The organism is Janthinobacterium sp. HH104 (assembly GCF_001758715.1).
GTDB lineage: Bacteria > Pseudomonadota > Gammaproteobacteria > Burkholderiales > Burkholderiaceae_D > Janthinobacterium > Janthinobacterium aestuarii.
Genome location: NZ_LRIB01000039.1, coordinates 58929 through 79478, shown reverse-complemented (window position 1 = coordinate 79478; position 20550 = coordinate 58929). Strand labels below are relative to the sequence as shown.

The following is a 20550-nucleotide window of genomic DNA, read 5'->3' as shown; positions in this document are numbered from 1 at the left end:
GGCGAGATTTTTTTGTCAATGAAACTAACTTTTTTGTTAATTATTTACCTTGGCGCGGGTATGATATGCCTGTTCTTTGAGATCGATAGCCGCGTAGCTGCCATCGATCTTTCTTCAGCGTCTTTCATTGACGGGCTTATATGGGATGTTTGCCTTGAAATCACACAAAGTATTTAGATTATTGCAACTTGTACCTGAACCCTTGCCAACCTTCCGTGTCGATGTGGCCACCCTTTTCGGTAAATACCTGCCGCTTCATGGCGTGATATGTGACATTGTTGGCCGGGCTGGCAAGGGGGAGCTGGTGGAAGGTGCTTATATGACACAGGTGCGCCCCGCCGAATATTCCGGTCGCTTGCGCCGGGAGTGGGCATTTTTCAAGCTGTGCCTCGGCCGTGTATTGGCGACCAGTAAAAAGCAGTGTGACTTGATCCAGGTGCGAGATATGGTCTCCATCGGTCTGCTGACGATGCTTATGGCCCGTTGCAAGGGTATCCGGTTTGCATATTGGGTATCATTTCTGATGAGTGAAGGACGCATCGCGCGTGCCCGATCCTCAATTGCCGCTGGCAGGGGCAAGCGCTACTACATCGTGTTGCTGAAGGGGCTGGTTGAACGCTTTCTGCTGTACAAATTTGTGCTGAAATGGGCAGACCATGTTTTTGTGCAAAGTGAAGCGATGAAGCAATTGATGGTGGAACGAGGTATTGCTATAGATAAGATCACGGCCGTACCGATGGGTGTCGACATGGAAATGCTGCATGCAGATGCATTGGCGCCACGCCGCCTGGCCGGCTGGGAAGACGTCCCCGTGCTTGCTTATCTCGGCACGCTGGATAGTTCGCGCGAGCTGACTGTGCTGCTCGATGCGCTGCTGCTTCTGCGCCGCCGCCAGCCATCGGCACGCTTGCTATTCATCGGCGATTCGCCGACGGCATCCGATGTGCCCGCCTTGATGGCTTACGCGGCGCGCCTTGGTATTGCCGATGCCATTCATGTGACGGGCTGGCTGCCGTCGCTGCAGGCGCTGGCCCTGCTGCGTGGCGCCGACGTGGCGCTTTCCTATGTGCCGCGCGGCGCGCTGTTCGATTACAGTTCGCCAACCAAGCTGCTCGAGTACCTTGCGCTGGGCATGCCTTGCGTGGGCAATGACAGTCCGGATCAGGAAAATGTGTTGCGCGCCAGCGGTGCCGGCTACCTGGCGGCCAGCACCGCCGAGGCGATGGCGGAGCAGATCGGCGTCATTTTTGCCGACCTGCCTGCCGCCCGTCTGCTTGCGGCCGCTGGCCCGGCCTTTATTGACGAACAGCGCAGCTACCGGGTTCTGGCCAGCCGCCTCGCTGCCGTGTACAAAGAAGGCGTTGCTCAAAAGCCATAATATTGTAACAATTCTGTGCACTGCAGCAAAATGCTAGGCGATGTCGCTATGCTATGTGATAATGTTTTTTTGAAAATGTTTTCTGATGATTCAAATAATCCTTTCTCAAGCTGGCGGCTACCAGGACGTTGTCGCCTATCTGCAGCAGCAGGGGGCCCACGTCAGTAACATGGGGCCGGAACGTGGCCGTGGCTCGTCGTTTCGCGGAAAACTGTCGATCCTGGCAGCCATGGTGTCGCCCAAGCTGTGGGGCGTGCGCAAGCTGTGGGGCAGCGATGATATCGTGCTGCTGATCGGTTGGCAGGCGCTCCCCATCCTGGCGATGATACGCTGCGGCCTGGTGAAGCGCCCGCGCAAACTGCTGGTAATGGCGTGTTTCGTCCATTCGGTGCGGGCGCGCCGTGGTCTCAACCTGCTCTGGCGCGCACTGCGCTTCCCCGGAATGGGCTTTATCGCCTTCTCGAAAGGGGAGGGAGATAATTTGATCCAGGCCGTCGGCATGGCGCCGCAAGACGTGTATTTTCACCTGTGGCGGCAGGAACTCTATGGTTTTGGCGGCGCCGCGGCAGCGGTCGAGGGCGACTATGTGTTCGCCGGCGGTTATTCCAACCGCGACTATGACTTGCTGTTGCAGGCCATGGCGGGCGTCAGCGCCCCGCTGGTGGTGGTGGCTGCGGAACGCAATCATGTCGCCGTGCCGGCGCAGTCGCGCATGACCCTGCACCTCGATTTGCCGGAGGCGCAGTTCGAGAGCCTGCTTGCCGCCAGCCGCGTGGTTGCCATGCCCTTGAAAAGCCAGGGCGAGGCCTGCGGGCAAAGCGTGCTGTTGCGGGTGTTACGCAACCGCAAACCGCTGGTGGCGACGCGCCATGAGGCGATCGAGGCCTATCTGGGCAGCGATTATCCGGGCTTCGTCCCGCATGACGATGTCGAGGCCATGCGCGCGACCCTCGAGCGTGCCGTCGAGGACGCCACATTCCGGAAAGCATTGAGCGATGCGATCATGCAAGCCGAATCCCGCCTGGCCAAGGTCGGCAGTCCAGGTGAAGAAATACATCGTTTCCTGCTGAGCTGATGCCTTCCATTCCACTCCTATCGGATACCCCGTTGCGGGAGCCATTGTGACTATGTCTTCAATCAAGAACGAACTGCGCTTCGGCATGCGAGCCATGTTGCGCGATAATTTTTTGTTGCGGCGTGCCATGGACCGCCTCGCTGTACATGAGCGCATGAGCGTCGACGAGCTGTCGCACTATTCCCAGCTGCGCCTGCATGCGAGCATGCGGCACGCCATACGAACGCTGCCGCATTACGCGGCCATGCCGACCGGTTTTACGCCAGCCCAGGCGGCACAGGTATTGCGCGAGCATTTTCCCGTGATCGAGAAGGCGACGCTGCTGGCGCACCGCGCCGCGCTGTACCCGCATCTGGGCCGCAAACGGCCGTGGCAGGCGGCTGGCCAGACCAGTGGCACGACCGGCACGCCGCTGACGATTTTTCGCAGCATGCAGTCGGTGCTGATGGAAAACGCCTTCATCCAGCGCCACTGGAGCTGGTCCGGCTACACGCCCCAGGTGACGCGCGCCACCCTGCGTGGCGACATGGTGGCCGGCATCAACCAGACCAGTCCGCCATTCTGGTTCTGGAACCGCTATAACCGCCAGTTGTTGCTGTCGTCGCGGCACCTGACCGAGGCGTATGCCGATGCGATCATCGATCGCCTGGAACAGGCGGCGCCTGCCATGTTGCAAGCCTATCCATCGACTGCCTACACGCTGGCCGGCTTCTTGCAGCGGCGAGGACGCCGGCTATCCATTCCGTATGTCTTTACGGCATCGGAACCGCTGTATCCGCATCAGCGTGCATTGATCGTCGAGCGCCTGGGCGCCACCATCATGGATATGTATGGCATGGCGGAGCGCGTGGCGTTCGCTACCGAATGCGAACATGGAAACATGCATTTGAACAGTGATTATTCGCATGTTGAAATCCTGGACGAGCATGGCGAGGCAACGGACGGAGAAGGCTTCGTGGTGGGAACGACTTATCATAATCTGGCCATGCCGCTGCTGCGTTACCGGCTCAGCGACCGGACCCGCTGGAAGCCCGGCCACTGCGATTGCGGCAGGCCGTTTCCCATGATCGAGCCCGTTACCGGCAAATTTGAGGACAGCATTACCGGCAGCGGCGGTGCGGTGATCAGCCCATCCGTCCTGACGTTTGCCTTCAAGGGCGTCGACAACATCCTCAAGTCGCAAGTGGCGCAAGTGGGTGCTGCGCGCTGGGAAGTACGCCTGCTGCCCGGCCCCGCCTTTTCCGACAGCGATAAGCGCAAGCTGCTCGACAATATCCATACCATGGTCGATTCCGGCGTCAGCGTGGATGTGGTACTGAAGGCGGACTTGCCCAATACGGCGGCGGGGAAATTCCGTTGGGTGGTCAATGAGACGAGTGCCCGGGCAAATGGCTAGCGCCCCGCCGGCTGGCGGAAAATGACAAAATTACCGGATTCGACATGAAAAAAATTCTGATGGTCGGCACCAGCCTGAGCACCATGGGCGGCATTGCCGCCGTGGCGCGCGTGTACGAGGGCGCCGGCCTGTTCGAGCGCTATCGTGTGCATTACCTGGCCACGCATTGCGATGGCGGACCCATGGCCAAACTGCGCATCATGCTCTGGGCCTATGCGCGCTTCCTGGGTATGCTGCTGAGCGGACAGGTAGGCCTGATCCACGTGCATGTCGCCTCGCACGCGAGCTTCTGGCGCAAGTCGGGATTTTTCCTGCTGGCCTTCCTGTGCCGCGTGCCCAGCATCCTGCACTTGCATGGCGGCGGCTTTGCCGCTTTTTACGAGCGGCAGTGCGGTCCCTTGCGGCGCGCCTATATCCGCTACATTTTCAATCATGCGTCGCGCGTGCTGGTATTGTCGAGCGGCTGGCAGGCCTGGGTGCGCGGCATGAGCCGCAATCCGCATGTCGAGATCATGTTCAATCCGGTGTCGCTGCCGCCCATTGCCGCGCCATGGTCTGCGCGGCAAGCGGGAAGCGTGTTGTTCCTGGGTAAACTAGGCCAGGCCAAGGGGGTAGATGACCTGCTGCAGGCATGCGCCGAATTGACGCAGCGTTGTCCATCGCTGCACCTGGCCTTAGGCGGCGATGGCGATCGTAGTGCCGTGCAGCAACAGGCCGATGCGCTGGGAGTGGCGCAGCACGTCGACTTGCTGGGCTGGGTACAGGGCGAGCAAAAGACGCGCCTGCTCAATAGTTGCCGCATCTACGTCTTGCCTTCGTATTTTGAAGGCTTGCCGATGAGCATTTTGGAGGCGATGGCCTGCGGCGTGCCCGTGATTGCCACGGCGATCGGCGGCATTCCCGAGGCAATACAAGATGGGGTGGAGGGATACCTGCTCGCGCCCGGCGACGTCAAGGGACTTGCCGAGCGGATCGCACGCTTGCTGGAAGACGATGCGCTGGCGCAAAGAATGGGCGCTGCGGGGCGCAGCAAGGTGGAACGTCAGTTTTCCACGGCGGCGGTTTTGCCGCGCCTGGAACAAATGTATACCGACTTGGGGTTGAATGCCGTATGACATCGTTAGCATGGAAAATCAACCGTTTGAAATTGATGGGCGCCCCCGAAATTGCCTGGCGCGTACAGCAATTGCTGCAAAAGAAGGCCAGCAAGTTTGGCATCGGCTTGCTGCGCAGCGTGCCGGCACCGCAATTGAAACGTATGGGCCTGCCATTCCTGGCCGGCGATGGCCGCGATATCGATAGCGCCGCCTTGCGCGCCGCGGCCGATGCCGTGCTGGCGGGCCGCTGGAATGTGTTTGCCCTGCGTGGCGCGGCACTGGGTTTCCCACCGCAATGGAACCGCGACCCGAAGACGGGTACGGTGGCGCCGCTGACCCTGGGCAAGCAGATCGATTACCGCAACGAAAAAGTGGTCGGCGATATCAAATACTTGTGGGAACCGAACCGGCACTTGGAACTGGTGGCGCTGGCGCAGGCATGGAAAGTGACGGGCGAGCCGCGCTATGCCGATGGCGCGCGTAGCTTGCTGCAGTCGTGGTTCGAGCAATGCCCGTATCCCATGGGCGTGCACTGGACCAGTTCGCTTGAGCTGGCGCTGCGCCTGCTGAACTGGGCCTGCGCCTGGGAATTGCTGGGCGGCCTGGCGTCGCCGCTGTTCCAGGGCGAGGCGGGCCAGCGTTTCCTGCAACAGTGGCTTGCGGCGATCTACCAGCATGCGCACTTCATCGCCGGTTATTTTTCGCGCCACTCGTCGGCGAACAACCATCTGTTCGGCGAATACATGGGTTTGTTTGTGGCCAGTAGCGTATGGCCTTGCTGGCCGGAAAGTGCGAAATGGCAGGCGCTGGCGCGCAAGGGGCTGGAAGAGGAGGCGCTCAAGCAAAATACGCCCGATGGCGTGAACCGCGAGCAAGCCGTCTATTATCAGCATGAAGTGATGGACATGATGCTGCTGTGCCAGAGGATCGGGCAGGCCAACGGCGCCGGCTTTTCCGCGGCGTACTTGCAGCGCCTGGAGCGCCTGGCCGATTTCATCACCGCGCTGATGGACGTGGACGGCAACGTGCCGATGACGGGCGATGCCGACGATGCGCAGATGGTGCGCCTGGCGCACGACGATGGCTGGCATCGCTACCGTTCGCTGCTGGCCAGCTGTGCCGTGTTGTTTGGCCGCGCCGACTTCAAGCGCAAGGCCGGCCATTTTGACGACAAGAACCGCTGGCTGTTCGGTGTGGCGGGTTTGCGACAGTGGCAGGCGCTCGACGCCAGCGGGGCCGAAGCGCCCGTCATGGCGTTTCCCGAAGGCGGCTATTTCCTGCTTGGCAGCCATTTCGGCACACCCGATGAGGTGCGCCTGGTGGCCGATTGCGCACCGCTTGGCTATCTGTCCATTGCCGCGCATGGGCATGCCGATGCGCTGGCATTTACCCTCTCCGTGAGCGGGGAAGAGTTGCTCACCGATCCAGGCACCTACGCCTATCACACGCAAAAAAAATGGCGCGACTACTTCCGCAGCACGCCCGCGCATAACACGGTAGCCGTCGACGGCCTGGACCAGTCTGAAATCGGCGGCAATTTCATGTGGCTGAAAAAAGCCAATGCGCGCATGATTGCCCATGAAACGGATTCCGAAGTGCAAGTTTTCGAGGGCGAGCACGATGGCTACGGCCGCCTGGCCGATCCCGTGCTGCACCGGCGTCGTATCGAGTTCAACTTTAATAATAAATGCATTGTTGTAAAAGACATATTACAATGTACAAATGTACATGATATTTCCGTGCATTGGCAGTTCGGCGACCACTGCGTGGTGACCGTTGACGAGGGGCAATTGCGGGCACAGGGATTGCGGTCCGGATTGCGCATGCGCTGTTCGCATGGAACGCTGGACGTATTGCGCGGTAGCGATACACCGCCTGGCGGGTGGATATCGCGCCGCTTCGACGAGAAATCACCGATTGCCAGTGCCGCCTGGCGCATGAGGGTGCAGGGAACAACTGAAATCGTGACGCACATCGAGCTGATGCCGCAGGCGTCGCCGGCTGATTCGCCGGCTAATTATTAAGGGAGCATATTTTGAAAATCAGTATTTTTGGCCTCGGCTACGTGGGTGCGGTCTCTGCCGGTTGCCTGGCAACGGATGGGCATGAAGTGATCGGCGTCGATCCGAACAGGACCAAGGTGGAGCTGATCAACCAGGGCACCACGCCCATCATCGAAAAAGACATCGGCGAGATGATCGCCGCCACTGTGAAAAGCGGCCACTTGCGCGCCACGTTCGACGTGCGCGACGCCGTCTTCAGCTCGGACATGTCGCTCATCTGCGTGGGTACGCCTTCGCAGCTCAATGGCAACCTGGACCTCAGCCACGTGCGCAAGGTGTGCCAGGAGATCGGCGCCGCCATCCGCGAAAAAGACAGTTTCCACGTCGTCGTGGCGCGCTCGACCATGCTGCCAGGCTCCATGCGTTCGCTCGTCATTCCTACCCTGGAAGCGGCCTCGGGCAAGGTGGCCGGCGTCGATTTCGGCGTGTGCAACAACCCGGAATTCCTGCGCGAAGGCACGGCCGTCTACGATTACTACAATCCGCCGAAGACGGTGATTGGCGAGTCCGATGAAAAGGCTGGCGCGCTGTTGGTGCAGCTGTATGAAAAGATGGATGCGCCGCTGGTGCGCACGGACGTGGAAACGGCCGAGATGGTCAAGTACACGGACAATACCTGGCATGCCGTCAAGGTGGCGTTCGCCAATGAAATCGGCAACATCTGCAAGGCGGTCGGCATCGATGGCCACAAGGTGATGGAAATCTTCTGCCAGGACACCAAGCTGAACCTGTCGCCGTACTACATGAAGCCGGGCTTCGCCTTCGGCGGCTCCTGCCTGCCGAAAGACGTGCGCGCGCTGACCTACAAGGCGCGCAGCCTGGACCTCGATTTGCCTCTGCTCAATTCCATCTTGCCGTCGAACCAGCGGCAAGTGGAAAAAGGCATCAAGATGATTGTCGACAAGGGCGCGCGCAAGGTGGGCATCCTGGGCTTCTCGTTCAAGGCCGGCACGGACGACTTGCGCGAGTCGCCGCTGGTCGACGTCATCGAGTACCTGCTGGGCAAGGGCTACGAGCTGAAGCTGTACGACAAGAACGTCAACCTGGCCGCCCTGACTGGCGCCAACCAGGATTACATCCTCAACCACATCCCGCACATTTCCAAGCTGATGGTGACGAACATGCAGGACGTGCTCGATTTTGCCGACACCATCGTCATCGGCAATGGCGCGGCCGAATTCAAGACCGTGCCTGGCAGCCTGCAGCCGCACCAGCACATCGTCGACCTGGTGCGCATCAGCAAGGATCAAAGTGGAGAACAATATGACGGCATCTGCTGGTAATCAATTGGCAGGGCAGCCGCGCCGTGTGCTGATCCTGGTGGAAAACCTGCCGTCGCCGTTCGACCGGCGCGTGTGGCAGGAAGCGACCACCCTGCATGCGAACGGCTATGAAGTGTCGATCATCTGCCCGACGGGCAAGGGCTACGAGTCGCGCTACGAAGCCATCGACGGCATCCATATCTACCGCTACAACCTGCCGCTGGAAGCGGAAGGGGCGAAGGGGTACCTGGTCGAATATTCGCTGGCGCTGTTCCACACTTTCCGCCTGGCGTGGAAAGTGCACTTCGCGCGCGGCTTCGACGTCATCCACGCCTGCAATCCGCCCGACCTGCTGTTCCTCATCGGCGGCTTCTTCAAGTTGACGATGGGCAAGCGTTTCCTGTTCGACCACCACGACATCAATCCGGAGCTGTACGAAGCCAAGTTCGGCCGGCGCGATTTCTTTTATAAACTGATGGTGCTGTTCGAGCGCTGGTCGTTCCAGAGCGCCGACGTGTCGATCGCCACTAACGAGTCGTACAAGAAGATCGCCATCGAGCGGGGCGGCATGAAGCCCGAGGATGTCTACGTGGTGCGCAGCGGACCCAAGCTGGACCGCTTGCGCGTGCTGCCGCCCGTGCCGGAACTCAAGAAGGGCCGCACTTACCTGGTCGGCTATGTGGGCGTGATGGGGGCGCAGGAAGGCATCGATCTGCTGCTGCAGGCGGCGCAATACATCGTGCAGACTTTGAAGCGCGAGGATGTGCACTTCGGCCTGGTGGGCGGCGGCACGTCGCTGGAACAGATGAAGCAGATGGCGCAGGACATGGGCATCGCCGACTATGTGACGTTCACGGGACGCGTGCCGGACCAGCAATTGCTGGAAATGCTCAACACGTCCGACGTATGCGTGAACCCGGACGTGGCCAACGACATGAACGACAAGTCGACCATGAACAAGATCATGGAATACATGGCATTGGGAAAACCGATCGTGCAATTCGACCTGGTCGAAGGCAAGGTGTCGGCGCAGCAGGCGTCGCTGTATGCCTTGAAGAACGACCCTATCGACATGGCACGCAAGATCGTCGAATTGCTCGACGACCCGGCCCGCCGCGAGCAGATGGGCGCGTTTGGCCGCCATCGCGTGATCAACGAACTGGAGTGGGAATATGAAGCGCCCAAGCTGCTGGCCGCGTATGCGCGCCTGTTTCCCGCCGCCGCGCCCCCCGTTCCCGTGACCTTGAGCAAGGATGGCGGCTGATGGCGCCGGACAAAAGCGCCGCGCGCGGCGTGCTGGGTGGCATGCTGATCGCCTGAACGATTATAGTGTCGAGCGTGCATGCTCCTCAATAAACTGCTTTTGAAATGAAACCATGAAAATTTACCCAGTCATCCTGTCCGGCGGTTCGGGCACCCGTTTGTGGCCGCTGTCGCGCGCCGTGTTGCCCAAGCAACTGTTGCCGCTGGTAACGGACAAGACCATGTTGCAGGAAACGGCGTTGCGCGTGAGCAGCCTGTCGAACCGCCGTGCCGGCGATAGTGCGCTGGCCGAGTTTGAAGTCATGCCGCCGCTGGTGGTGTGCGGCAATGAGCACCGCTTCATGGTGGCCGAGCAGCTGCGCGAGATCGGCTTGCCGCCGCTGGGTATCTTGCTCGAACCGGTAGGGCGCAACACGGCGCCTGCCGTGGCCGTGGCCGCGCAATACCTGCTGGCCATCGATCCGCATGCGCTGATGCTGGTCTTGCCGGCCGACCATGTCATCACCGACGTGGCCGCGTTTCACCAGTCCATCGCCGAGGCGGCGCTGCTGGCGGCCGACGGCGCGCTGGCCACCTTCGGCATCGTGCCGACGGCGCCGGAAACGGGCTATGGCTATATCCGCAGCGGCGCACCCGTGAGCCCTGGTGCCATCGGTTGCAAGGTCGAGCGTTTCGTGGAAAAGCCGGACCTGGCCACGGCGCAGTCGTTCCTGGCTGCCGGCAATTATTTCTGGAACAGCGGCATGTTCATGTTCCGCGCCGAACGTTATCTGGGAGAACTGGGGCAATTCCAGCCCGCCATGCTGGCCGCCTGCGAGGCGGCCGTGCGCGACGGCTACCGCGACCTCGATTTCTGCCGCCTGGAAGAGAAGGCCTTCGCCGCCTGTCCGTCCGATTCGATCGACTATGCCGTCATGGAGCATACGGCGCATGCGGTGGTGCTGCCGGCCGCCATCGGCTGGAGCGATGTCGGTTCCTGGTCAGCCCTGTGGGAAGTGCAGCACGGGGATGCCAACGGCAACGTGGTGCGCGGCGACGTGTATCTCGACGGCGTGAGCAATTGCCTGGTGCGCGCCGAGCGCCGCATGGTGGCCGTGCTGGGCGTGCAGGACTTGATCGTGGTGGAAACGGACGACGCCATCCTGGTCGCGCACAAGGACCAGGTGCAGCGCGTGAAACAGGTCGTCGATCACTTGAAACAGGCGGGGCGCAGCGAACACGTGCAGCACCGCAAGGTGTACCGCCCATGGGGCAGCTATGAAGGCATCGATATCGGCGAGCGCTTCCAGGTCAAGCGCATCACGGTCAATCCGGGCGGCAAGCTGTCCTTGCAGATGCACCATCACCGCGCCGAGCACTGGGTGGTCGTCAGCGGTACGGCCAGCGTCACCTGCGGCGAGAAGGTGACTTTGCTGACGGAAAACGAATCGACGTACATTCCCATCGGTATGACGCACCGGCTGGAAAACCCGGGTAAATTGCCGCTGCACCTGATCGAAGTGCAATCGGGCAGCTATCTGGGCGAAGACGACATCGTGCGGCTGGAGGATGTCTACCAGCGCGCCTGATGCGCGGTTTTTACGATATCTGCACTGTGAAACTATTGGCTTAAAGAATGATGCTATAAAGTAACTCATCATTAAACAATAGTTAACATAAAAAATTGCTTTATGCTATGATTCTGCCTGGTTTGATTAGATAAATACATGCGGGTGCAATGCTACCCGCAGTTACGTTGGTGGAATCGCATGAAGAAAAATATTTGCTCGGTGCTCGCAACGCTGGCGTTTGCCTGTTCAGCTGTATTCTCGCAGGCAGCTTTTGCCGCGCCGGTGGACATCAGTTCGCTGCCAGGTGCCGTGAAGCTGTCCACGGGTGGTTCATTGACGTTCAGCGACAAGTTCAAGAATAATCAGAAAAACAATTTCTTCAATGATTTGTTTACGTTTGACGTGGCGCACGCCAGCGATCTGAGCCTGGTCTTGACGTCGCGCAGCAGCAGCGCCTTGAATGGCCTGAATCTGACGGGTTTTGGCTTGTACAGCAGCGTCAACAATGCGCAATTGCTGGGAGGCGATCAACTGCTGAGCGGCATAGACGACAAGTGGACCTTGTCGTACGCGAATCTGGCAGCCGGTTCCTACTACCTGAAAGTCAGCGGCAATGTCGTGTCGAACACGGGCGCCGCTTTCAGTGCCAACGGCAGCCTGGTGTCGGCCGTGCCTGAGCCTGGCACGTATGCCATGCTGCTCGCTGGCCTGGGTCTGCTGGGCTTCATGGCGCGCCGTCGCCAGAACGCCGGCTGAGCAAGGCGAACGGCGTCCGTTTGCCCCTCCATTCGCATTTTATTCCGCGGCCAGCCTGAGCTGGCCGCAGCACTCTTGGTGAAAAGTATGAAAAAATTTCTTCAATCCCTGTTTGTGGCAGCCATGTTTGCCGGCAGCAGCCTGGCGGCCCACGCCGCCCCGGTCGATATCAGCCATGCACCGGTAGATCTGACGCAAGACTTGCTCGATTACTCGAGCGCTGAGTTGCTGGGTTCTTTCTCGCTGGCGGCAGGCCAGTTGGCTGGCGCGCAAAATAACTTTTTCAGCGACAAATATACCTTTAGCGTAACGGGTTTCAATGACCTGAGCGCACTGGCGACCTCGCTCAAGCCCAGCGCCAATTCCGGCCTGACCTTGACCGGCTTCAGCCTGCGCAATGCCGGCGGCGTACTGTTTCAGGGTACGCTCGATCTGATCAACTATACGGCGCAGGACCAGGCCTGGAGTTTGGCATCGGGCGGCACGCCGCTGGCGACCGGCAATTACTTCCTGCAGATCGATGGCTATGTGGCCTCGTCCGCTGGTGGCAGCTATAGCGGCAACCTGGCGGTAACGCCGGTGCCGGAACCGGAAACCTACGGCATGCTGCTGGCCGGCCTGGGCCTGGTCGGCTTCGCGGCGCGCCGCCGCAAGCTGCAAGCCTGAGCGCGTCTGTTGCATTGATGAAATGGAGGCTGCGGCCTCCATTTTTTTCGCCTGTCGATTGCTGGGCGCTATAATCATCGGGCATAGCTGGCGGCCGCCACATGGCGGCTTCGATCTTCTTCAACGGCGATATTGACCTTGCATAAATCTCTCTTCCTTTCGCTGGCGCTGGCGCTGGCTGCCGGCATCGCCCATGCCGATGCACCATCCATGCCGCCAGGATTGAATGCGCTGCAATTGGCAGTCGTGATCAATGACGCCGAACCAAACAGTATCGTGGTGGGTGAATATTACCGCCAGGCGCATGGCATCCCGCCTGCGAACGTTGTGCACGTGAATATCCCGAATCGCCCGCGCAAGCTCAGCATGGATCAGTTCGCGCAGTTGAAGGAGCGCATTGACGCGCAATTGAAGCCCCATATCCAGGCCGTGCTGATGGTGTGGAGCGCGCCTTACGCGGTCGAATGCAATTCCATCACTTCCGCCTATACCCTGGGCTACGATGCGGGGCAATGCGCCAAGACGTGTGACGCCGGCAAGCCCAGCACGTATTTCAACAGCAATGTGCCGCAGCCATTTACGCAGATGGGCATGCGCCTGTCCATGTTGCTGCCCATCGATTTTGTGGAAGAGGCCAAGGCTGTGGTGGATCGCGGGACGGTCAGCGGTTTTTCCGTGCCCGCCGCCAGCGCGTATTATCTGACCACCAGCGAAAATGCGCGCAACAGTCGTGCCGCTTTTTTCCCGCCTGCCGGGATCGTTCGCCAGCGCAAGCTGACGGTCAAGAATCTGAAGGCTGATGTGCTCGACGGTGCACAGGACATCATGGTCTACCAGACCGGCATGGCCAAGGTCGCCAAGCTCGATACCTTGCGCTTTCTGCCAGGCGCCCTGGCGGATCACCTGACTTCGTTCGGTGGCGATCTGCAGGGGACGGCGCAAATGAGCAGCCAGCGCTGGCTGGAGGCGGGCGCGACGGCCAGCTACGGTACCGTCAGTGAACCGTGTAACTATTGGCAGAAATTCCCGAATTCGACAGTCTTGTTGCGGCGCTACCTGACGGGCATGACGGCGTTGGAAGCGTACTGGGGAAGTGTGGCGTGGCCGGCACAAGGATTGTTCATCGGCGATCCACTGGCGGCCCCCTACAGGGCATTCCGACGTTAACAGCGCTCGCTTGCGTTGCTGCCAGATAAATAAAAAAAAGCTCTTGCGAGCCTTTTTGATTAGGTTTTAGCCGTGCGTTTTCGGCGTCCCATGAAGGCCACCAGCCCCAGGCCGGCCAGCAGCATGGCATACGTTTCCGGTTCAGGAACAGCCAGTACCGGCGGCAATATGGTGTTGGGAGTAACACCGCGGCCTTCGATGCCGCCGCCAGCACCACCGGAGCCAACGCCACCGCCGCCTGCTGCCGCGGGAGTGGGCGTGTCGGAGGACGTCAGCAGAGACGCATACTGTTCCGGCATCGCCCGTCCCACACCACGGTAGCCTTCGCTGCCGCTAAACGGTTCCAGTCTTTCTTGCGCAACAAAATCGCGCGTACCCGAGCTATAGTCAAAACCATCTTGCTTGATGCCTCTTCCCAAGCCTTTGGTACGCGTACTTGCATCTGTATCGAACTGGCTCAGATCATGGCCGCGACTGTCGAAATGCGGCTTGCGCAATACTTGCGAAGATTCTTCGCCACCGAATTCGGGCGTGGATCCTTTGCCGTCGTTGGTGCGCCAACCCATGCCAATGGCACCATTTGCCAAACGGCACGCGCTATATGTGCTGTTCATGTCTGCCTCGCTGGCGTTGCCGTTGGTGCCGGCATTGTTTGCTTCGCAGCGTTTATTGTCCGCAGCGGCTGGTGCCGCTGTTTGCGCTGTCGCGTAACCTGCGCTCAATGCCAGGGTGGCGGCAATTGTCAGCAGGGATAGGTGGACGACGGGGGTGAATTTTTTCATGGTTTGATCTCGCTAGGGTTTTCATGCCGACAGGGCGCTGCGCGCTCCATGATCTCGACGCAATAAAATTAGCAGTACATTCAAATAGCGCATCGATTGTGCGTGGCGCAGGGCGTGGACTGGGCCCTTTGCATATCTATTTACTGGCGTGTTGCTACTGACTGGGCAAGCTTTATAAACTTGCAAGGAATAAAACTTATTTAATAGAAATATATCATATTTTTGAGCAATTTGCTGTGCTTGCTGAAGTCTGACGGTCAAATGTTGTTGCCTAGCTACTTGGATGAAGGATGGGCGGCTGGACTTTTACTCCATTCGGCTTAATCAAATGTCATCAAGTCGTCATCCCGGGCCTTTAATATGCAAATAACAAGTCTGAAATACTTTTGTTAATTATGGCGCGCCGGCCGATCATGTGGGGCCGGCGTCATCTATTTACCGACCGGGATCCTCATGCACAACTCGTTTTCCCCCTTGCGCACGCCGCTGCGCCTGACCGTCATGGCCGCCGTGCTGGCCAGCCTGTCCGTGCCAGCCCTGGCCGCTTCCGATATCGTCATCAGCCAGGTGTATGGCGGTGGCGGCAATTCGGGGGCGCTGTACCGCAATGATTTCATCGAAGTTTTCAACCGCGGCGCCAGCCCCGTGAACCTGGGCAACTGGAGCGTGCAATACGCGTCCGCCGCTGGCACGAGCTGGGCCGTGACGGCCTTGCCGGCTATCGATTTGCAACCAGGCCAGTATCTGCTGGTCCAGCAAGCCAAGGGCGCGGGCGGCACGCAGGACTTGCCCACGCCGGACGCCACGGGCAGCCTGGCCATGTCCGGCACGGCGGGCAAGGTGTTGCTGAGCAATAGCAAGACAGCCCAGACGGGCGCCAGCCCCACGGGCGCCGCCATCGTCGACCTGGTCGGTTTCGGCACGGCCAACGGTTTTGAAGGCGCCGTGGCGCCCGCACCATCGAATACCCTGTCGATTGCGCGCGCGAATGGCGGCTGCGGCGACACGGACGACAATAGCGCGGACTTCGCCACCGGCAGCGTGACGCCGCGCAATACGGCTTCGCCGCTGAATGTGTGCGGCGGTCCCGTCGTGCATCAGATTATTACCAGCTGCCCGGCTAATCTGGCCTTGGCTGTGGGCAATGGCGGCAGCGCCGTGCTGCGCGCATCCGACGTCGATGGCGTCGTGAATGCGGCCACCCTGAGCTCGCCCGCCGTGGCCGGCATCAGCCTGGCCAATTTCAGCGCGGCCGGCGTGGCGGGCGAGAGCGCCAGCGTGAACCTGCTGGTGGCCGCTGGCGTGCCGGTGGGAAATTACCCGGTCATCGTGAATTTCAGCAACGACCAGCAGCAGACGGCGTCGTGCAAGGTTGACGTGGCCGTGCAAGGCCTGGCCGCCATCAGCCACACGATCCCGCAAATCCAGGGCAGTGGAGCCAGCAGCCCCTACGCCAATTCCGTGCAGACGACCGAGGGCGTGGTGACCTTGAAAGTGGGCACCGGCTTCTTTATCCAGGATGCGGCCGGCGATGGCGACCCGTCGACGTCGGACGGCATCTTCGTGTACACGGGCGCGACGGCTACCACCGTGCAGCCGGGCGAACTGGTGCGCGTGACGGGCACGGTGGTCGAATACACGCCATCGGGCGCGAAAAATTCCTATACGGAATTCAAGGACGTGACGGCCATCCTCACGCAAAGCGCGGGCCACAGCGTCGTGCCGGCGAATGTGAGCTTGCCGAACGACAACCTGGCGGCCGTGGAAGGCATGCTCGTGCGCTTCACGCAACCGTTGACCGTGTCGCAAAACGCCTATATGGGCGCGCGTGGCGAACTGAGTCTGTCGGCGGGACGGCGCGAAGTGCCGACCAACCGCTACCCGGCCGGCTCCGCCGAGGCGCAAGCCTTGATCGCCGCCAATGCGAACAATCTGATCGTGCTCGATGACGGCATTTTTGTTGCACCGCCAACGATACCGTATATCGGCCAGGACAACACCGTGCGCAGCGGCGACACGGTGGCCGACCTGACGGGCGTGGTGGACTTTGGCGCCATCGGCGGTGGCGGCGCCGCCTACAAATTACAGCCGACACAGACGCCGCAATTCTCGCGCGACAACCCGCGCACGGGCAGCCCGGAACTGCCGTCCGGCAACGTCAAGGTGGCCAGCGCCAACGTGCTGAATTTCTTTACGACCTTTACGAATGGCAACAATATCTTTGGGCAGACGGGGCAGGGCTGCACCGTGGGCACTTCGACCACGAAGAGCAATTGCCGCGGCGCCGACAATCTGGCCGAGTTCGTGCGCCAGCGCGACAAGATCGTCGCCGAGCTGAAAGCCATCGATGCGGACGTGGTCGGCTTGATGGAAATCCAGAACAATGGCGAGACGGCCGTCACCTACCTGGTCGAGCAACTGAACGCGGCCATCGGCGGCGTCACGTATGCGGTGGTGCCGAAGCCGGCCGCCACGGGCACGGACGCCATCCGCGTGGCCATGATCTACAAGCCTGCCAAGCTGGGCCTTGTGGGCGGCGCCTTGTCGGACGCCAACGCCATCAACAACCGTCCACCGATGGCGCAAACTTTCCGTGCCGGCAATGGCGAGAAATTCTCGTTGATCGTCAACCACCTGAAGTCGAAGGGCAGCTGCCCTTCGAGCGGGCTGGACGCCGACCAGAACGATAGCCAGAGCTGCTGGAACGCCACCCGCGTGCAGCAAGCCCAGCGCCTGATCGGCAGCTTCGTGCCGCAGGTGGCGGCCGCTGCCGGCGACGCGGACGTGCTGGTCATCGGCGACCTCAATTCCTATGGCGCGGAAGACCCGATCCAGGCCATCACGGGCGCCGGCTTCGTCAATGAACTCGAGCGTTTCGTGCGGCCGTCCGGCATGCCATATTCGTACGTGTTTGGCGGCCAGAGCGGCTACCTCGACCATGCGCTGGCCAGCGCTTCGCTGAGCCCGCAAGTGGCCGGCGTGGCCGAATGGCATGTGAATGCGGACGAGCCGGAAGTGATCGACTACAACATCGACTCGGCCAAGCCGCAAGACCTGTACAACGCCTTGCCGTACCGCGCCTCGGACCATGATCCCGTCGTCATCAGCATGGACTTGCAGCCCGCCTACCGCGACATCACGGCCGGCGTGGCGCAAGCGAGCTCGGGCCTGGCCTACAACCGCGCGACGCAAAAATACACGGGCACGTTCTCGTTCACCAACACGGGCACGAGCGTTTTGAACGGCCCGTTCCAGGTGGTGTTCGGCGGCTTACCTGCCGGCGTCAGCCTGGCCAATGCCACGGGCAGCCATGCGGGCGCCGCCTACGTCACCGTCAACGCGGCCAGCCTGGCGCCGGGCGCGACGGCTTCGTTTGCCGTCAGTTTCACCAATCCGTCGAAAGTGACGATCACCTACTCGGCCAGCATTTTCGCCGGCAACTTCTAAGGACACCATCATGTTGACAACGACATTCAACCTCACCCTGCGCCGCGCCGTCCTGGCTGCCGTGCTGGCCGCCAGCTCCAGCCTGGCGTTGGCGGGTCCGCTTGGCTACCACGTGGAAATCGACACGAGCCAGTTCTCGGGCGCCGGTTTCCTCGACTTCGCCTTTATTGCCGGCAACAGCCCGGCGCCGGGCGCCAGCGCCGTGCTCAGCAATTTCTCGGGCGCGTTCGGCGCACTGGAATCGATGGAAGGCAATGTCAGCGGCAGCTTGCCCGGCACCTTGACCTTCGGCAATAGCGGCGCCTACAACGACTGGTTCCACAACGTGACCCTGGGCGGCAAGTTCGGTTTCAATATCGTCTTTGGCGGCGACTTCCTGAACACGGCCGGCAACGCGGGCACGACGTTTGGCGTGGGCTTGCTCGACTACACCGGCATGGCTTACCTGGGCAATGTCAATGGCAACCTGGTGCAGTTCGAGCTGACGCCGATGACTGGTGGCTTGCCCGCCAGCATCGCCGGCAGCACGTATGCGAGCATCGCGTCGATCTCGGCCGTGCCGGAAGCGTCGGAATGGATGATGCTGACGGGCGGCCTGGCGCTGATCGGTTTTACCCTGCGCCGCCGCCAGCCTGTCGCACGCGCCTAATCTTCTCAGACTAAACACAGCGCGCCTGCGGGCCGCTGTGTTTTTTTTCGTCTATTTATTCGCAATAGCTATAAATCAGGAAACTAAATTGTATTAGTCACCGTTTTACGCTTGATGCATAGTAAAAAACTTGTCGGGCAGTCTAGTATTTTTATGACTGCTGCCAACTTTTTTCGGGAGATGCATCGATGCCTGGCCATATCCTGGTGCTGGACCCTGCGCCTGCCATGCAGGCGCTGCTGGCGCATAACCTCGCGGGTGCCGGCTACCGGGTCAGCTGCGCCCTGGATGCGCGCGGCGCGCTGGCGCTGCTGGCGGGCGATCCGCCCGACGTGCTGTTGCTGGAATGGGAACTGCCCGATGCGTCCGGCATCGCGTTGCTGCGCCAGGTGCGCCAGGATGGCGTGCTGTGCGACTTGCCCATCATCATGATCAGCACGCGCGACAGCGAACAGGACAAGGTGCTGGCGCTGGAAAGCGGCGCAGATGATTATCTGTGCAAGCCTTTCGGTCCCCGTGAGATGCTGGCCCGCGTGCATGCGCTGCTGCGCCGGCGCGCGCCATCGGCCTTGCGCACAGGCGCAGGCACGGCCGGGGCTGCCGCCTTGCGGCTCGACCCGCACACCCTGCGCGTGACGGCGGGTAAGGTGCCCATCCACCTTGGCCGCGTGGAATTCAAACTGCTGCATTTCCTCATGGACCATCCGGGCAGGGTGCATAGCCGCGCGCAACTGCTGGATCAGGTGTGGGGCCATGCCGCCTACCTCGACGAGCGCACGGTCGACGCCCACGTGGGACGCTTGCGCCACGCCTTGCAGCCGGGCGGTTGCGGCCACCGCATTGAAACCGTACGCGGCAGCGGCTACCGCTATCTGGCGTTTGATACCGCCGTGTGCGCATGATGCTGCTGACGGGGCGGGAGCAGGAATACCTGCTGCACGCCATCCTTGGCGCGCATGGCATCGCCGTGCCCGGCGATTTCTTTCTGTGGAGCCAGGGGCCGCTGCAAACGCTGTTGCCGCACGATATATTGATGTGCGCGCAACTGGATGTGGGCGGGGCCGTGCTGCGCAGCGAAGCCTGGCACAGCGCCGCGCCAGATCACGCGCAGCTGCGCGAGCGCCAGGCCCAGCTGGCGCACCTTGCGCTGGCCTGGCGCGCGGGTGGCCAGAGGGCGGGCGTCATCGACGGCGTGCTGGTGCATGGCAGCGCGGGCGACGCCGGCGGCAGCTTTTTTGCCTTGTTCGCCGTGAAGCCGGCGGACGCGGCGCGCCAAGCGTATGCGCTGGAGTTGCTGCTGCCCTATCTGCACGTGCACTGGCTGGCGCTGCCAGGCAGCCAGCGTGCATCCGTGACGGGCCCGGCTGCCGCGCGCGCGGCCAGTGCGCGCGAGCTGGAAGTGCTGCATTGGGTGCGCGAGGGGAAAAGCAATGACGAAGTGGGGCAAATCCTCGGCATCAGCGGCACCACCGTGAAAAGCCATTTGCAGCGCATCTATAAATTATTGGGAGTAAGCAACCGCATGCAAGCCGTGTCGCGCGGCATCGCGCTGCGCCTGCTCAGCCATTAGCGCTGGTCCCGCGGCCGGGCCTGACTCTTTTCATTACCGCCGTCTTGCGTGTGTTCGATGCTGCCGGGCGATACCCGCGCCACGTCCGGGCTCGCTTGCAGGCGCGCCACTTCGGCTGGTGTCAGCATGGCGGCAAAGCCATTGAAGGCCGCCGTGTAGCGGTATTGCACGGGGACATCTGGCACCAGCGCCAGCACGGCGCGCTGCTGCGCTTCCAGCTGGGCCGTGTAGCGCCGCGCCGCATCGCTGTGGGTATCTAGCCCATGGACGCCGTCCGCTTGCGAGGCCAGCGGCGGGGCGCGCAATTGCACTACGTAGGACTGCCGCGCCGCGGCAGCCTGCGCCGCGACAGGCAGGGCATGCATGCTGGCCATGCCGGCCAGGATGGCAATGCAGAGGCGAAAGGTGGACATGCGCCGATTGTACGCG

17 protein-coding genes are annotated in these 20550 nt (G+C 61.2%); 15 read left to right on the top strand and 2 right to left on the bottom strand.

Annotated features, from left to right (window positions below; genetic code table 11):
* The first annotated feature begins 154 nt into the window (after nt 1-154).
* From JAB6_RS17625 to JAB6_RS17575, 11 genes are all read left to right on the top strand, one after another.
* Nucleotides 155-1378: a glycosyltransferase gene (locus JAB6_RS17625; protein WP_161781483.1), complete on the top strand. Its 1224-nt coding sequence runs from the start codon at nt 155-157 to the stop codon at nt 1376-1378.
* An 85-nt stretch (nt 1379-1463) separates the two neighbouring features.
* A complete protein-coding gene (locus JAB6_RS17620) occupies nt 1464-2453 on the top strand; it encodes a glycosyltransferase family 4 protein (RefSeq protein ID WP_139143422.1) in 990 nt (329 codons plus the stop codon).
* 46 nt (nt 2454-2499) lie between these two features.
* Nucleotides 2500-3849, top strand: a complete 1350-nt coding sequence (locus tag JAB6_RS17615) for a phenylacetate--CoA ligase family protein (RefSeq protein ID WP_139143421.1) — start codon at nt 2500-2502, stop codon at nt 3847-3849.
* A gap of 44 nt (nt 3850-3893) precedes the next feature.
* Complete coding sequence (locus JAB6_RS17610) at nt 3894-4964, top strand: glycosyltransferase family 4 protein (protein ID WP_034751652.1); 1071 nt, start codon at nt 3894-3896, stop codon at nt 4962-4964.
* Complete coding sequence (locus tag JAB6_RS17605; RefSeq protein WP_070303894.1) at nt 4961-6970, top strand: alginate lyase family protein; 2010 nt, start codon at nt 4961-4963, stop codon at nt 6968-6970. The genes JAB6_RS17610 and JAB6_RS17605 overlap by 4 nt, the downstream gene beginning before the upstream one ends.
* 11 nt (nt 6971-6981) lie before the next feature.
* Nucleotides 6982-8292: a nucleotide sugar dehydrogenase gene (locus JAB6_RS17600; RefSeq protein ID WP_070303892.1), complete on the top strand. Its 1311-nt coding sequence runs from the start codon at nt 6982-6984 to the stop codon at nt 8290-8292.
* Nucleotides 8273-9535, top strand: a complete 1263-nt coding sequence (locus tag JAB6_RS17595) for a glycosyltransferase family 4 protein (protein WP_070303891.1) — start codon at nt 8273-8275, stop codon at nt 9533-9535. The genes JAB6_RS17600 and JAB6_RS17595 overlap by 20 nt, the downstream gene beginning before the upstream one ends.
* A 112-nt stretch (nt 9536-9647) precedes the next feature.
* Nucleotides 9648-11102, top strand: a complete 1455-nt coding sequence (locus JAB6_RS17590) for a mannose-1-phosphate guanylyltransferase/mannose-6-phosphate isomerase (RefSeq protein ID WP_070303889.1) — start codon at nt 9648-9650, stop codon at nt 11100-11102.
* A 180-nt stretch (nt 11103-11282) separates the two neighbouring features.
* Nucleotides 11283-11840 carry an FxDxF family PEP-CTERM protein gene (locus tag JAB6_RS17585; protein WP_070303887.1) on the top strand — a complete coding sequence of 186 codons (558 nt, stop codon included), beginning with the start codon at nt 11283-11285 and terminating at the stop codon, nt 11838-11840.
* Between the two features lie 87 nt (nt 11841-11927).
* On the top strand, nt 11928-12506 hold the full coding sequence (locus JAB6_RS17580; protein ID WP_034751637.1) for an FxDxF family PEP-CTERM protein: 579 nt from the start codon (nt 11928-11930) through the stop codon (nt 12504-12506).
* Nucleotides 12507-12644: 138 nt separating this feature from the next.
* Complete coding sequence (locus tag JAB6_RS17575; RefSeq protein WP_368072925.1) at nt 12645-13673, top strand: TIGR03790 family protein; 1029 nt, start codon at nt 12645-12647, stop codon at nt 13671-13673.
* Between the two features lie 59 nt (nt 13674-13732).
* Here JAB6_RS17575 and JAB6_RS29735 read toward each other — a convergent pair whose 3' ends face one another.
* Nucleotides 13733-14455: a PEP-CTERM sorting domain-containing protein gene (locus tag JAB6_RS29735; protein ID WP_070303884.1), complete on the bottom strand. Its 723-nt coding sequence runs from the start codon at nt 14453-14455 to the stop codon at nt 13733-13735.
* Between the two features lie 453 nt (nt 14456-14908).
* Here JAB6_RS29735 and JAB6_RS17565 point away from each other — a divergent pair, with 453 nt between their 5' ends.
* From JAB6_RS17565 to JAB6_RS17550, 4 genes are all read left to right on the top strand, one after another.
* Nucleotides 14909-17902: an ExeM/NucH family extracellular endonuclease gene (locus tag JAB6_RS17565; RefSeq protein ID WP_070303882.1), complete on the top strand. Its 2994-nt coding sequence runs from the start codon at nt 14909-14911 to the stop codon at nt 17900-17902.
* 10 nt (nt 17903-17912) lie between these two features.
* The gene (locus JAB6_RS17560; RefSeq protein ID WP_070303880.1) at nt 17913-18551 is read left to right on the top strand and encodes an NF038129 family PEP-CTERM protein; all 639 of its coding nucleotides are present in this window, start codon (nt 17913-17915) and stop codon (nt 18549-18551) included.
* A gap of 188 nt (nt 18552-18739) precedes the next feature.
* On the top strand, nt 18740-19453 hold the full coding sequence (locus JAB6_RS17555; RefSeq protein ID WP_070303878.1) for a winged helix-turn-helix domain-containing protein: 714 nt from the start codon (nt 18740-18742) through the stop codon (nt 19451-19453).
* A complete protein-coding gene (locus JAB6_RS17550) occupies nt 19450-20121 on the top strand; it encodes a LuxR C-terminal-related transcriptional regulator (protein WP_070303876.1) in 672 nt (223 codons plus the stop codon). Before JAB6_RS17555 ends, JAB6_RS17550 begins: the two co-directional genes overlap by 4 nt.
* Here the strand turns inward: JAB6_RS17550 and JAB6_RS17545 are convergent.
* Entirely contained in the window at nt 20118-20534 is a 417-nt protein-coding gene (locus JAB6_RS17545) for a protease inhibitor I9 family protein (protein WP_070303874.1), read from the bottom strand. The two genes, JAB6_RS17550 and JAB6_RS17545, sit on opposite strands and share 4 nt — an antisense overlap.
* Nucleotides 20535-20550 lie beyond the last annotated feature (16 nt).